Origin of the sequence: Arthrobacter sp. NPDC093125, from assembly GCF_044754225.1 — a bacterium.
Taxonomy (GTDB): domain Bacteria; phylum Actinomycetota; class Actinomycetes; order Actinomycetales; family Micrococcaceae; genus Arthrobacter.
This window is the reverse complement of record NZ_JBIVOQ010000021.1, coordinates 18,015-32,471: the sequence shown is the minus strand read 5'-3', so window position 1 is coordinate 32,471 and position 14,457 is coordinate 18,015. Positions and strand designations below refer to the sequence as shown.

Here is a 14,457-nt window from a genome sequence, read left to right as displayed (position 1 = left end):
ATCGCATCGGCCAGGTCAACGCCGACCTTCTTGCCGTCCACATCGAACGCGGCAACGAACTTCACGTCATTGACGTGGTACTTGCCGAACTCCACGTGCATCAGACCCGGAATCGTGGCCTGAGGGTCAGCGTCCCGGTAGTAATGGACACCCTGGACCAGCGAAGCGGCGCAGTTACCCACACCGACGATAGCGACACGAATCGGATTTGAAGACACGGAACTCCTTTGGAAAAACTGTTTCCTTATCATTCTTGCTTCCATGGCTCACCGGGGACTATCCCGTCATTGGACGGTTACGCCTACCCGAACGGATAGGCCGGGAACCCACCCATAGCTGCCCGGCGGGGCAAAAGTCATTTTTTGACAATGACTGTGAGCTGACGCACGCTGTTGCGTAAACTGAACCCCGTTGATTATTACGGAACCGACTGGGCGGAAAGCGAGAGGATCCTGCGTGCTAGCACATCTCCTGACGAAAATGTGCTTGGTACACATCCCTTCATCGCTGATGAGTCCACTCCCCGGGAGGTGCTAGCTGCACGCAGGCGGGCCCACTCAGCGTGCCGGACCTCCGACCTCCGCCGACCGCACGGCCGGTACCCAATAGAACAAGCCATAGTCTTGGGCGGCTCCTCCATGGCCTTGCGCCAGCGACCAGCCGAACTTGCCCGCGGGGCCAACCGCAGCGCACTGCGGCTGAGTCCCTGCCAACATCCAGTTAGGAACCCCTTTATGACAATCAAAGGTGATGTCACTACCGATCCGAGCAGCAAAGACAGACACTCCCGCAGGCTCACGGCGTCCGATATCAATGTCGTGGACCAGCGGATGCTTAAGAAGGCCCTCGGCGGCACGGTCGTGGGCAACGCCATGGAGTGGTACGACGTCGGTGTGTTCGGCTATCTGATCACCACCATGGGGCCCGCCTTCCTGCCGGAAGCGGACAAGACCGTCCAGACCCTGTTCCTGTTGGGTACGTTCGCGGTCACGTTCATCGCCCGGCCCGTTGGCGGCGTCGTGTTCGGCTGGCTTGGCGACAAGGTAGGGCGCCAGAAGGTGCTTGCCGCGACCCTTATGCTGATGGCGGCCAGCACATTCGCCGTCGGCCTCCTGCCCGGTTATGCGCAAATAGGCGCCTGGGCGGCCGTACTGCTGGTGGTCCTCAAACTCCTGCAGGGCTTCTCCACAGGCGGCGAATATGCGGGAGCAACCACCTTCGTGTGCGAATATGCTCCTGACAAGCGCCGCGGCTTCTTCGCCAGTTTCCTGGATATGGGGTCATTCATTGGATTTGCCCTCGGCGCTGCCACGGTATCTGCCCTGCAGGTCACGCTAGGCCAGGCCGCCATGGAGGAATGGGGCTGGAGGCTGCCCTTCCTGGTAGCCGGTCCGCTAGGACTGATCGCGCTCTATTTCCGGAACAAGATCGAGGAGTCGCCCCAGTTCCAGGCGGCCCTGGACGCTCAGGAGGCAGCCGCCGCCGAAGCTGCCGCCGCCGATCCCGCCAAGGGCCCGGTCGGCATTTTGAAAACCTACTGGCGCCCGATCCTGCTTGCGATGATGCTCGCCGGCGCGGCCAACACCGTTGGATATGCACTGACGTCCTACATGCCGACATACCTGACCGAGTCCAAGGGCTACGACCCGGTCGACGGCACCCTGCTGACCATTCCTGTGCTGCTGGTGATGGCGCTGTGTATCCCGCTCACAGGCAAGCTCTCCGACCGCATCGGCAGGCGCCCGGTGCTGTGGATGGGCGCCGGCAGCACTGTCCTGTTCGCCATACCTGCATTCGTCCTGATCGGGATCGGAGACGTCTGGTCGACGCTCGCCGGCCTGTCCCTGATCGCCATCCCCGTGGCCTTCTACGTGCCCAACCTGGCCTCCGCCTTGCCTGCCTTGTTCCCCACTTCCGCCCGCTACAGCAGCATGGGCATTGCGTACAACTTTTCCGTGGCACTTTTCGGCGGGACAACGCCGTTCCTGGTGCAGGGCCTGATCCAGGCGACCGGCGACGACATGGCCCCGGCGTACTACCTGATCGCGACGTCGGTGATCGGCGCAGTAGCCATCCTTTTCCTCCGCGAGTCTGCCGGCCGCCCGCTCCCGGGTTCCATGCCGAGCGTGGACACGGAGGCCGAGGCGCACGAACTCGTCGCCAGGCAGGACCACAACCCCTTGATCGATCTGGACGACATGCCGTTTGAGAAGCGCACTGAAGCTTCCGTACGGTGATCCCGGAAAGCTGCCTTTAGCTGCCCACTTCCGGGGCGCTGGCTGCAGCCTCCCCACACACAAGAGTGTCCCCGCCGTTGATAACGGCGGGGACACTTCCTTTTAGGCTGCTGCTCCTTTTAAGGCCGCTGCATTCTTACACCAGCGACAGCTGCGGCATTTCTTCCCAGTCCCGCACCAAGTCAAGCGCTCCAAGGGTGAGACCGAAGGTTTCGTCGGGGTCGAGGCGGCGGAGTTCTTCGGCGAGGCAGTCGCGGAGGCTGCGGCGTGGGAGGGAGATGCGTTGGGCGGGTTGGCCGGGCTGGGTCAGCTCCGCGATGGAGAGTCCCGGGCGGAAGAGCTGGACGTCCCCGCTGGCGCGGGTGAGGCGGACCCTGCGGATGCCGGTCCCGGCGGGGTCCGCGACGATCGTGACGGGGGCGTCCAGGGACAGGGTGAGCCAGGCTGCGAGGAGGATGGTGGAGGGTGAGTCCGAGGCGCCTTCGACGGCGACGGCGGTGACCGGGGAGGGGTCCACCTGGTCCAGCACCGCGGCGAGCTGGATCCGCCAGTTGGTCAGGCGGGTCCAGGCGAGGTCGGTGTCGCCGGCTTTGTAGGTGTTGCGGATGTTTTCCAACGCGACCTGGGGTTCGGCCTCGTTCGCCGAATCGGTGATGCGGCGGTGCGCGATCCGCCCGATGGAGGTTTCGGACGCGTTTTTCGGTGCCCCGTGCGGCCACCAGGCCACGATCGGGGCGTCGGGCAGCAGCAGCGCCGCGACCAGGGACTCGCTTTCCTCGGCGAGTTCGCCGTAGCCGCGCAGCACGATCACTTCCGAGGCGCCGGCGTCCCCGCCGACCCGGAACTGCGCGTCGAGCCGGTTCGGAGCGGCCGAGCCGGCGTCGGCGAGCACGATGATCCGGCAGGGATGTTCCCGGCTGGCCTCGTTCGCGGCCTCGATCGCTTCCTCTTCCAGCCCGGACTTGGTGACCACCACCAGGGTCAGCACCCGGCCCAGCGCGATCACCCCGCCCTGCTCGCGCAGGGCCATGATCTTCTTGGAAACGAGAGAGGTGGTGGTGTTCGGCAAATCTACAATCATGGCCTTCTCCAGGTGCGTCCGTCACGGGCCAGCAACTCATCAGCGCTGGCCGGCCCCCAGGATCCCGGGGCGTAGGGTTCGGGCTGTTCGTTCAGGGCCGCCCAGTAGTCTTCGAAGGGGTCCAGGATCTTCCAGGACAGCTCCACTTCCTCGTGCCGCGGGAACAACGGCGGCTCCCCCAGCAGCACATCCAGGATCAGCCGCTCATACGCTTCCGGGGAGGACTCGGTGAAAGAATGCCCGTACCCGAAGTCCATGGTCACATCCCGGACCTCCATCTGGGTGCCGGGGACCTTGGACCCGAACCGGATCGTGGCGCCCTCATCGGGCTGGACCCGGATCACCACGGCGTTCTGGCCGAAGTCATCATCACTGTGGCCAGCGCCGCCGTGACTGCCGAAGAGCAGGTTCGGGGCGCGTTTGAACACCACCGCGATCTCCGTCACCCGCCGGCCCAGCCGCTTGCCCGCGCGCAGGTAGAACGGCACCCCGGACCAGCGCCGGGTGTTGATATCCACCCGGATCGCCGCGAACGTCTCCGTGGTCGAATCCGCCGGGATGCCCTCTTCCTCCAGGTACCCCAGCACCTGCTCCCCGCCCTGCCAGCCGCCGGCGAACTGTCCGCGGGCCGAGTGCGTGGACAGATCCTCCGGCAACCGCACCGCGGCGAGGACCTTTTCCTTCTCCGCCCGCAAATCATCGGCGTTGAACGAGATCGGCTCCTCCATCGCCGTCAGGGCCAGCAGCTGCAGCAGGTGGTTCTGGATCACGTCCCGCGCCGCGCCCACCCCGTCGTAATACCCCGCCCGGCCGCCGGTGCCGATATCCTCGGCCATGGTGATCTGGACATGGTCCACGTAGTTCGCGTTCCACAACGGCTCGAACAGCTGGTTCGCGAACCGCAACGCCAGGATGTTCTGCACCGTCTCCTTGCCCAGGTAATGATCGATCCGGAACACCGCATCGGCCGGGAACACCGACTCCACAATGTCGTTCAGCTGCCGCGCCGAGGCCAGGTCATGCCCGAACGGTTTCTCGATCACCACCCGGCGCCACTTCTCACCCTCGGCCTGCGCCAACCCATGCTTCGAGAGCTGCCGGCAGACCTGCTCAAAGGCCTTCGGCGGGATCGACAAATAAAACGCGTGGTTCCCGCGGGTGCCGCGGACCTCGTCGAGTTCCTTGATCGTGTCCCCGAGCCGGTCAAACGCCGCGTCATCGTCGAACGCCCCCTGCACGAAACGGATACCCTCGGACAGCTGGTTCCACACCGCCTCATCAAACGGTGTGCGCGCATACGAGATGACCGCGTCCTTGACCTCCGCGGCGAACTCCTCGTTATCCCAGCCCCGCCGCCCGAAACCCACCAGCGCGAAACTCGGCGGCAACAACCCACGGTTGGCCAGGTCATACACCGCCGGCATCAGCTTTTTGCGCGCGAGGTCACCCGTGACCCCGAACAACACAAGCGAGGACGGACCGGCAATACGATTCAAACGACGGTCCCGCGGATCCCGCAACGGATTCCCGCCCCGGAACGCAGACCTCTTCAAGGTATCTGGCATGGTTAACTTCAGTGCCTTAACTATCAGCGCCGGAAGCCGCCTTCGCGGCAAGCGACGAAACGATCTCCTGGGATTGGGTTGTCAAGCCTCAATAAGCCACGAGGGGCCTCGGACAGAGGCTGGAAGGCATTCCACTGAGGGAACGAGGGCGGCAAGCCATGGGGCTCCCTGCCTAAAGACTGCCACCTGCCGGGGAAGGGGTTAACCACCAGATCGAGCGGCCCCACCCGCCCGTTAGGATGGGAGGGCCAAACAGCAGCGGTTTGCCCCTGGCTCTGCTAGGCAGCGAACAGGGCCGTCCGCACGGCCTTTTCAAAGCCGTTCACGTGAGTACGCGCCAGTTCGGCTGCGCGGGACTCGTCTCCGTCGATTACTGCCTGCAGCAGGTCGACATGCTCATGGACATGCCGGGAAAGGTCCGGCAGCCGGTCCAGGACCATGCACCAAATGCGGGTAGCCAGATTGTCGTAGCGGATCAGCACGTCTTCCAGATGAGGATTCGCCGCTGCAGCATAAATCCCCTGGTGCACGCGGGCATCCAGCCGCAGGGTCTCCACGACGGATGCGCTGTCCACATCAAACGACTCCACGGCTTTCACTATGAGCCGGAGATGCTCCCGGACCGCCGCGCTTGCAACCCGGGCAGCGCGGGAAGCAGCAAGCGGTTCCAGCTGCGCCCGAATTTCCGATATGAACGCAAGGTCGGTCACTTCCACACGTGTGGCAAAGGTCCCGCGCCTCGGATACGTCACGACGAGCCGATCCAGTTCCAGCCGCTTGAGAGCCTCCCTCACGGGAGTCCGCCCCACGCCGAGTTCCTTTGCAAGCCCTTCGTCGTACAGGGGCTCACCCGGCTTGATTTCGAGAGTCAGCAGGCTGTCGCGGATCCGCTCATATGCCACATCCGCCAGGGATTTCGAGCTAACGTCCTCAGTCACCGCCAGAGCTTCAAACGCCACCGTACCGCCTCTCATCTTGGGCAACATTCACTATTGACCCGTTCCCTTGCACCAGTATACGCTGGGTCACAATCCTAATATATCAATAAGGCGATCAGGAATATATCTAAAGGAGGGCACATGACCCTGGTGCAGACGCTCCGCGAAACGCGGCCTACGCCGCAGGCAGAAGCCACCGGAGAAGCAAGCAGCCGAAAGTTCGTACTCACACTGTCGTGCGTGGAACGGGCCGGCATCGTTCAAGCGGTCACCACGTTCCTGTTTGAACGTGGATTCAATATCGAGGAGCACCAGCAGTTCGACGATGGCCTCCGCCAAACTCTTCACCTGCGCACCGCCTTCTCCGGACCGGCAAACTTCGAAGCGGCAGAACTCGAAGAGGAGTTCCGTCCCATCGCAGAACGCTTTGAAATGAAGTTCAGCTTTCACGACGAAACCAAACAGCGCGTGCTGGTTATGGTCTCCAAGTTTGGCCACTGCCTGAATGACCTGATTTTCCGCTGGCGTGGAGGCAGCCTCGGCGGGGACCTCGTGGTGGTCGTTTCCAACCACGAGACACACCGGGCCATGGCAGAAGCAGCCGGCCTTCCCTTCGTGCACATCCCCGTGACCCCCGAGACCAAACACGATGCCGAGCGCCGCTTGCTCGAACTGGTCGACGAGTACAACGTCGACTTGGTGGTCCTGGCCCGGTACATGCAGGTGCTTTCCGATGACCTGTGCCGGGCCCTCGAGGGAAGGGCGATCAACATCCACCATTCGTTCCTGCCAGGGTTCAAGGGTGCACGCCCCTACCACCAGGCCTACGACCGTGGTGTGAAGCTTGTCGGGGCAACTGCCCACTACGTGACCGCGGATCTGGACGAAGGTCCCATCATCGAGCAGGAAGTTATCCGCGTCGACCACAGCTTTGGGCCTACCGCCCTCTCAACCGTGGGCCAGGACGCAGAGGCCCTGGCGCTGTCGCGGGCAGTCCGTTGGCACTGCGAGCACCGTGTTCTGCTGGATCAGTCCAGCACCGTCGTATTCCGTTGAAAGCAATAAGGCACGAGCAGCAGCAGCGCACGTTCAAAATCAGCAGGAGAAAGTAAGAAAAATGGCATCGACACCACACATTGTGATCATTGGCGCTGGGATTGTCGGCACTAACGTCGCCGACGAACTCGTGGCCCGTGGCTGGAACAACATCACGGTATTGGACCAGGGGCCGCTCAACATGCCGGGCGGCTCCACCTCCCATGCCCCGGGCCTGGTCTTCCAGACCAACCCCTCAAAGACCATGACCACTTTCGCCAAGTACACGGTTGAAAAGCTGCTCTCCCTGACCGAGGACGGCACCAGCTGCTTCAACCAGGTGGGAGGACTGGAAGTCGCCACCACAGAGACCCGGCTCACCGACCTGAAGCGAAAGCTGGGCTATGCCTCCTCGTGGGGCATCGAGGGATCGATCCTGTCCCCTGCCGAATGTAAGGAGCTCTACCCGCACCTAAACCAGGAGGACGTCCTCGGCGGCCTCCACGTGCCCAGCGACGGACTGGCCAGCGCTGCCCGCGCAGTTCAGCTGCTCATCAAGCGGACCGAGGCAGCCGGCGTCAAATACCTGGGCTCCACGACGGTCACCGGCATCCAGCAGTCGAACCGTCGGGTTACGGGCGTAGAAACCTCAGAGGGCGTCCTCCCCGCAGATATCGTGATCTCCTGCGGCGGATTCTGGGGCGCCAAGATCGGTGCTTTGATCGGCATGTCCGTCCCTCTGCTGCCACTGGCCCACCAGTACGTCAAGACTGCTCCAGTTCCCGCCCTGAAGGGACGCAACGAACTGCCGAACGGGGCAACGCTGCCCATCCTTCGCCATCAGGATCAGGACCTCTACTACCGGGAGCACGGCGAGCGCTACGGTATCGGTTCTTATGCGCACCGCCCGATGCCCGTTGACCTCGACGATCTGGCTACCTTTAGCCCTGAGACCGTCAACGAACACAACATGCCCTCCCGCCTTGACTTCACGGTGGAAGACTTCCTGCCCGCATGGGAAGCCTCTAAGCAGCTGCTCCCCGGACTCGCTGAGAGTGAAATCGAGGATGGCTTCAATGGCATCTTCTCCTTCACTCCGGACGGCGGACCGCTCGTTGGCGAGTCCAAGGAGCTGGACGGCTTCTTCGTGGCGGAGGCAGTGTGGGTCACGCACTCCGCCGGTGTCGCCAAAGCGGTGGCCGAGTTGCTGACCACCGGCAAGTCAGAGACTGACTTGGGCGAGTGCGACATCACCCGTTTCGAAGACGTCCAACTCACGCCGGAATATGTCAGCGAGACCTCGCAGCAGAACTTCGTCGAAATCTACGATGTCCTCCATCCGCTGCAGCCGCGGCTCTCCCCGCGGAACCTTCGCGTCAGCCCGTTCCATGCACGGCAGAAGGAGCTCGGCGGCTTTTTCCTGGAAGGCGGAGGATGGGAGCGGCCCTACTGGTTTGAGGCCAATGCCGGCCTGCTCAAGGAAATGCCCACGGAGTGGCTGCCCCCGGCGCGTGACGCCTGGACCAACATGTTCAGTTCGCCGATCGCTGCTGCTGAGGCCTGGAAGACCCGCACCGCAGTGGCAATGTACGACATGACCCCGCTCAAGCGGCTGGAAGTATCCGGCCCAGGCGCACTGAAGCTGCTTCAGGAGCTGACCACGGCCGATCTGGACAAAAAGTCAGGAGCCGTCACCTACACGTTGCTGCTTGACCACGCGGGCGGCGTTCGTAGTGACATCACTGTCGCCCGCCTCAGCGAGGACCGGTTCCAGCTCGGAGCGAACGGCAATATCGACACGGCGTACTTCACCAGGGCCGCCCGGCACCAGACCCAAAGCGGCTCAGCCACCGATTGGGTCCAGGTTCGGGACATCACAGGCGGCACGTGCTGCATCGGACTCTGGGGTCCCCTGGCCCGCGACCTCGTCGGCAGCATCAGCGACGACGACTTCTCCAATGACGGTCTCCGGTACTTCCGGGCCAAGGACGTTGTCATCGGTGGGGTCCCTGTCACGGCAATGCGTCTGTCGTACGTCGGGGAACTGGGCTGGGAACTCTACACAAGCGCCGAATACGGTCAGCGGCTTTGGGACGTGCTCTGGAAGGCCGGCCAGCGGTTCGGAGTCATCGCCGCCGGACGTGCAGCCTTCAGCTCGCTGCGCCTGGAAAAGGGATACCGTTCCTGGGGTGCGGACATGACCACCGAACATGACCCGTTCGAGGCAGGCCTTGCATTCGCCGTAAAGATGTCCAAGGACAGCTTCATCGGCAAGGCTGCACTTGAGGGACGGACGGAGGAAGGGTCCGCCCGCCGCCTGCGGTGCCTGACCATCGACGACGGCCGGTCCATCGTCCTGGGCAAGGAACCGGTGTACTACAAGGAGCAAACGGTCGGCTACGTAACCAGTGCGGCCTACGGCTACACAGTCGCCAAGCCGATCGCCTACGCCTACCTTCCGGGCACCGTTTCCATCGGCGATTCTGTCGAGATCGAATACTTCGGGCGACGCATCAGGGCCACTGTTACTGAAGATCCCCTGTACGACCCGAAAATGACCAGGCTCCGCGGCTAACCAGCCGCCGGGCCCCTTGGGGGCGCGCAGCCTGGACTCCTCCCTCGCAACGGAACCGGGCTGCGCGCATCCCCCTTCTCGCCTCAGCACCAACCAGCCCAGGAATGGACAAATGATCGGTTCAGAAACACTTAATGACTACCTCGGCAGGCTTGCCTCGCGGAACCCCACGCCAGGTGGCGGTGCGGCCGGGGCGCTTCATGCAGCGCAGGGAGCGGCCTTGGTGGCCATGGTGGCCAGATTCACCACCGGCGGAAAATATGAGCAGTACGGGCAGACAACGTCCAGGATTATTTCCGCCGCCGACCGTCTCATCGACGAGGCGATACGGCTGGCTGATGCCGATGAAGTCGCTTTTAATGACGTGATTGCCTCCTACAAGCTGCCTGCGGCCGACGACTCGGAGCGTGCGGCACGTGCAGCCGCCATTCAAAATGCACTCGTGCAGGCTGCCCAGCCGCCTGCCCAGCTGATCAGGATGGCCGGCGCCGTAGTGGAACTCGCCGTCGAACTTCTGGATATTGCCAACCCCAATGTCATCAGCGATATAGCTGCAGCCGCCGACGCTGCCAGGGCGGCTGCCACCACGGGGCGCGTCAATATAGACATCAACCTTGTAGCGATAAAGGATACGCAGGCGCGTGCAGCGCTGGCGGAACAGACTGACGGCCTTGAAGAAAAAGTTGTCCTGGCAGCCGACGCGCTCTCACGGCAAGTACGGGAAAGGATCCTCCGATGACGGCAACTACGCTCTCGGGCAAACCCCTCGCGAAACTGATACAGCAACAGGCCCAGGCAGAAGCTAAAGCCCTGGCCGACGAGGGCCTGCGCCCGACACTCGCCGTCGTGGTCGCCACCGAGGACAGTTCGACGCACTGGTATGTGCGGTCCATAGAACGTGCTTCCGAAAATGCCGGCATCGACTGCCGGATCATCGACCTCGGCCACGACGCCACAGAGCAGGTGCTGGTTGCCGTGCTGAAAGACCTCAGCGCGCAGCCTTCGGTAAACGGAATCATCCTCCAGACCCCCCTGCCCCCGGAGGTTCGAAGCCAGGAACTCGTCAGGCACATCGCCCCGGAAAAGGACATCGACGGCGCTAACCCTTTAAGCCTGGGACTCCTCGCTGTCGGTCAGCGTGCCTTCGCCCCGGCGACAGCACGGGCAGTCATAGAAATCCTGGACCACTTCGACATCCCGCTGGCCGGCCGCAGTGTGGCGGTGGTCGGACGTTCAGCCGTGGTTGGCAAGCCACTATCGCTCCTGCTGCTGCAAAAGGACGCTACCACCACCGTCTGCCACTCGCGGTCCGGCCCCCTTGCCAAGTACACCAAGACTGCCGATGTGGTGGTTGTTGCCGCCGGCCGGACCGGGCTGCTCACCGGAGCAGACGTTTCCGACCAATCAGTAGTCATCGATGTAGGGACTAATGTGCTTTCGGATGGCTCGCTTGTGGGCGATGTCGATGAAGCCAGTGTCCAGGCCGTTGCTGCCGCCCTGACACCGGTCCCGGGCGGCGTTGGTTCCGTCACCACATCGCTGCTTCTTCTGCACACCGCGGAAGCGGCCCGTGATCAGTCGCGTGCAGCCCTGGTGCCAGTACTCGCACAATGACCGAGACAATCATGGCGCCCCGCACTGCGGCTGATTGCACCAGCAGCACAAACACCAAAACCAGCACGAAGGTCGTATCCGACTGGTCAGCGCTCATCCCTGGCGACTACGTCACGGTGCTGGAAGAGTACACGGTCCCGTACAGCGGCTGGATTGATGACGTGACGGAGGACGGCATGATCATTTGGCTGGTCCTGGACTTCGGCCGGGGCCGCCGGATGTTCTTCCGGGAGGACGGCAACCTCGTCACGGCCGAAGTTCCGCATGCGGGGGGTTGAGCAGCAGACGGTTCCGGGCCCGGCTGCCTGCGAAGGACCACGACCCGGCCTGCGCCACTTAATCGGCATTCAACGCCCGCCCAGAGTTTGAAGGAAAACCAATGGCCTTTAAAGCCCCCCGCGAGAACATCGATGAGTCGAAGCTGACTGTCGGCAAACCCAAAACCAAGGCCGTCGGCATCCCCGCAGTAGCCAATGCGCTGAAGATATCCCTTGAGCAGATGGGCCCGCTCCGGAGCGTCCAGACCCTCTTGGCGGTCAACCAGATCGACGGCTTTGACTGCATGGGTTGCGCATGGCCGGAGCACGAAAAGCGCAACGCAGCGGAGTTCTGCGAAAACGGTGCGAAGGCGGTGGCGGAAGAAGCAACCCGCCGCCGCGTGACACCTGAATTCTTCGCCAGGCATTCCATCGCCGATTTGAAGACACGCGATGATTACTGGCTTGGGCAGCAGGGCAGGCTGACCCACCCGATGGTTCTGGAGGAGGGCGCAACCCACTACAGGCAGATTGACTGGGACGCCGCCCTGGACATGATCGCCCAGGAACTCAAGGACATGGATCACCCCGACCAGAGCGTTTTCTACACCTCCGGCAGGACGTCCAACGAGGCGGCCTTTGTATACCAATTGCTCGTCCGCGGCGTGGGCACCAATAACCTCCCGGACTGCTCGAACATGTGCCACGAGTCCTCCGGGTCGGCCTTGGTGGAGACCATAGGCATTGGCAAGGGCTCGGTCAGCCTCAAGGATCTGGAAACGGCCTCCCTGATCTTCGTGGCCGGCCAGAATCCTGGCACCAACCATCCACGCATGCTCAGCGCCCTGGAGAAGGCCAAGAAAAAAGGCGCCGCCATCATATCCGTCAACCCCCTCCCCGAGGCCGGGCTGTTTCACTTCGAGAATCCCCAGACCGTCGCAGGCACGCTGCTGGGCACCCAACTGACTGATGATTTCCTTCAGATCAGGGCCGGCGGCGACCAGGCGCTGTTCCAAGGCCTCGGCAAATACCTGCTGGAAGCAGAACGTGCAGGCAGGAGCAGCCCCGGCCTGAGGACGGTTTTCGATCACGACTTCATCCAGCACCACACCGTCGGGCTCGAGTCCTACCTTGCGCAGCTGGAACAGGTCCGCTGGGATGACATCCTCGAGGCAAGCGGCCTCACCATGGAACAGATCGCCGCTACCGGGGAACGCCTACTGGCGTCAGATTCAACCATCGTCTGCTGGGCGATGGGTCTGACTCAGCACAAGCATTCAGTGCCCACCCTCCGTGACGTCGTCAATGTCCTGCTGCTGCAGGGCAACATCGGAAAGGCCGGAGCCGGGGTATGTCCTGTCCGGGGACACTCCAACGTCCAGGGCGACCGGACCATGGGCATCTTCGAACGTATGCCGGAGGGCTTCCATGACAGGCTGGACCAGGAGTTCCAGTTCCGTTCACCCAGGGCCCACGGGTACGACACAGTCGCTGCAATCCGGGCTATGCGGGACGGTAACGTCCGCCTCTTCGTCGGCATGGGGGGGAACTTTGTCCGGGCTGCTCCGGATTCGGATGTTACCGAGCGGGCCCTGGCCAATACGCGCCTGACGGTCCAGATCTCCACGAAACTAAATCACTCGCACCTGGCGACAGGAAAGCGCGCCCTGATTCTTCCGACTCTGGGCCGCACAGAGAGGGATACCCAACGGTCCGGCGACCAGAGGGTGACCGTCGAGGATTCCATGAGCGCTGTCCACGCATCGCGCGGCCGGCTCAAGCCTGCAAGCGAGCACCTGATGTCCGAAGTCGCCATCGTCTGCAACCTCGCACACAGGGTGTTTACGGATGCCTCCGGAGTTCCCCTTCCCAACACGCCTGTGGCTAACTGGCTTTCGCTCGGGGACGATTATGCCCTGATCAGGAAACACATCGAGGCCGTGGTCGATGGGTTCGAGAATTTCGAGGAGAAAATTCAGAACCCAGGAGGTTTTGTTCTGCCACACCCACCCCGGGACAAGAGGGAATTCGATACCCGATCAGGCAAGGCGCACTTCACCGGAAATGCCCTGGAGTACCTTCGGATCCCGGCCGGCCGGTTGATCTTGCAGACCCTTCGTTCCCATGACCAGTACAACACCACCATCTACGGCAAGGACGACCGATACCGCGGTATACACGGCGGCCGGCGGGTCGTACTGGTCAACGAGGCAGACATAGCCGAGATGGGTTTTGCGGACGGGGATATGGTCGACCTGGTCTCGGAATTCCGCGGAACAGAGCGCAGGGCCGAGCAGTTCCGAATTGTCTCCTACTCGACCCCCAAGGGTTGCGCCGCTTCCTACTACCCGGAAACCAATGTGCTGGTGCCGCTGGATTCGGTGGCGGACACCAGCGGCACCCCGACGTCCAAGTCCGTCGTGGTGAGGTTGGAACCGGCGGGAGCGCAAGGTCATGGGTGAGGCTACAGCCGTGGAGGTGCCCGGCAAGGCGGTGGACCGCCCGCGGGTTGAGCGGGCGGTCCGTGAATTCCTCCTCGCCGTCGGTGAAGACCCTGACCGGCCAGGCCTTGCTGAGACTCCGGCTCGCGTTGCCCGGGCTGCGGCGGAAATGTACGGCGGCCTCCACGAGGATCCGGCGACCGTACTTGATAAGACTTTCGATCTGGGACACGAGGAATTGGTGCTCGTAAAGGACATTCCGTTCTACTCAACCTGCGAACACCACCTGGTGCCCTTCCATGGTGTGGCGCACGTCGGGTACATCCCCTCGGCCGAGGGACTGGTGACGGGGCTGAGCAAGCTTGCCAGGCTGGTGGACGCGTTCGCGCGACGGCCACAGGTGCAAGAACGCCTGACAACCCAGGTAGTAGATGCGCTTGTTTCGGCCCTCCGGCCGCTGGGCGCCATTGTCGTCGTGGAATGCGAACATCTGTGCATGTCCATGAGGGGGGTCAGGAAGCCGGGTGCGAAAACGATCACCTCGGCAGTACGCGGCGAGCTGCGCCTGCCCGCAGCACGCGCCGAGGCGCTCAGCCTCATAATGGGCCGTTAGCGTAACCAACAGCACAGGCCTTCCCCTTGATATATCTTTAGGATACATTATAGATATCAGTTATCGCCTAGGCGTCCTCCACAAAAGGCGCCTCACCCTCC

General features: G+C 62.8%; 11 protein-coding genes and 1 pseudogene. 8 read left to right on the top strand and 4 right to left on the bottom strand.

Annotation, left to right across the window (positions count from 1 at the left end; translation table 11 throughout):
- Positions 1-218 (bottom strand): annotated as a pseudogene (locus tag ACIP9X_RS21405) (inositol-3-phosphate synthase); the annotation flags it as partial.
- A gap of 516 nt (positions 219-734) precedes the next feature.
- Here ACIP9X_RS21405 and ACIP9X_RS21400 point away from each other — a divergent pair.
- Positions 735-2,237: an MFS transporter gene (locus tag ACIP9X_RS21400; protein WP_400481763.1), complete on the top strand. Its 1,503-nt coding sequence runs from the start codon at positions 735-737 to the stop codon at positions 2,235-2,237.
- Positions 2,238-2,373: 136 nt separating this feature from the next.
- Here the strand turns inward: ACIP9X_RS21400 and ACIP9X_RS21395 are convergent, their stop codons facing one another.
- The 3 genes from ACIP9X_RS21395 to ACIP9X_RS21385 all read right to left on the bottom strand — a co-directional run bounded on the left by ACIP9X_RS21395 (position 2,374) and on the right by ACIP9X_RS21385 (position 5,842).
- Positions 2,374-3,318 (bottom strand): glucose-6-phosphate dehydrogenase assembly protein OpcA, encoded by a 945-nt coding sequence (locus ACIP9X_RS21395; protein WP_400481762.1) that lies wholly within the window; start codon positions 3,316-3,318, stop codon positions 2,374-2,376.
- Complete coding sequence (gene zwf / locus ACIP9X_RS21390; RefSeq protein WP_400481761.1) at positions 3,315-4,883, bottom strand: glucose-6-phosphate dehydrogenase; 1,569 nt, start codon at positions 4,881-4,883, stop codon at positions 3,315-3,317. The genes ACIP9X_RS21395 and zwf overlap by 4 nt, the downstream gene beginning before the upstream one ends.
- 278 nt (positions 4,884-5,161) lie before the next feature.
- Entirely contained in the window at positions 5,162-5,842 is a 681-nt protein-coding gene (locus ACIP9X_RS21385; RefSeq protein WP_400481760.1) for a GntR family transcriptional regulator, read from the bottom strand.
- A 120-nt stretch (positions 5,843-5,962) separates the two neighbouring features.
- Between ACIP9X_RS21385 and purU the strand changes: the two genes are divergently transcribed.
- From purU to folE, 7 genes are all read left to right on the top strand, one after another.
- Positions 5,963-6,877 (top strand): formyltetrahydrofolate deformylase, encoded by a 915-nt coding sequence (purU, locus tag ACIP9X_RS21380; RefSeq protein ID WP_400481759.1) that lies wholly within the window; start codon positions 5,963-5,965, stop codon positions 6,875-6,877.
- A 61-nt stretch (positions 6,878-6,938) separates the two neighbouring features.
- Positions 6,939-9,431, top strand: coding sequence for an FAD-dependent oxidoreductase (locus ACIP9X_RS21375; protein WP_400481758.1), 2,493 nt, complete (start codon positions 6,939-6,941; stop codon positions 9,429-9,431).
- A 112-nt stretch (positions 9,432-9,543) separates the two neighbouring features.
- On the top strand, positions 9,544-10,170 hold the full coding sequence (locus ACIP9X_RS21370) for a cyclodeaminase/cyclohydrolase family protein (protein ID WP_400481757.1): 627 nt from the start codon (positions 9,544-9,546) through the stop codon (positions 10,168-10,170).
- Complete coding sequence (locus tag ACIP9X_RS21365; protein ID WP_400481756.1) at positions 10,167-11,045, top strand: bifunctional 5,10-methylenetetrahydrofolate dehydrogenase/5,10-methenyltetrahydrofolate cyclohydrolase; 879 nt, start codon at positions 10,167-10,169, stop codon at positions 11,043-11,045. The genes ACIP9X_RS21370 and ACIP9X_RS21365 overlap by 4 nt, the downstream gene beginning before the upstream one ends.
- Positions 11,042-11,323 carry a hypothetical protein gene (locus ACIP9X_RS21360; RefSeq protein WP_400481755.1) on the top strand — a complete coding sequence of 94 codons (282 nt, stop codon included), beginning with the start codon at positions 11,042-11,044 and terminating at the stop codon, positions 11,321-11,323. Before ACIP9X_RS21365 ends, ACIP9X_RS21360 begins: the two co-directional genes overlap by 4 nt.
- Positions 11,324-11,424: 101 nt before the next feature.
- A complete protein-coding gene (locus ACIP9X_RS21355) occupies positions 11,425-13,764 on the top strand; it encodes an FdhF/YdeP family oxidoreductase (RefSeq protein WP_400481754.1) in 2,340 nt (779 codons plus the stop codon).
- Positions 13,757-14,356, top strand: a complete 600-nt coding sequence (gene folE / locus ACIP9X_RS21350) for a GTP cyclohydrolase I FolE (RefSeq protein ID WP_400481753.1) — start codon at positions 13,757-13,759, stop codon at positions 14,354-14,356. The genes ACIP9X_RS21355 and folE overlap by 8 nt, the downstream gene beginning before the upstream one ends.
- The last annotated feature ends 101 nt before the right edge of the window (positions 14,357-14,457 follow it).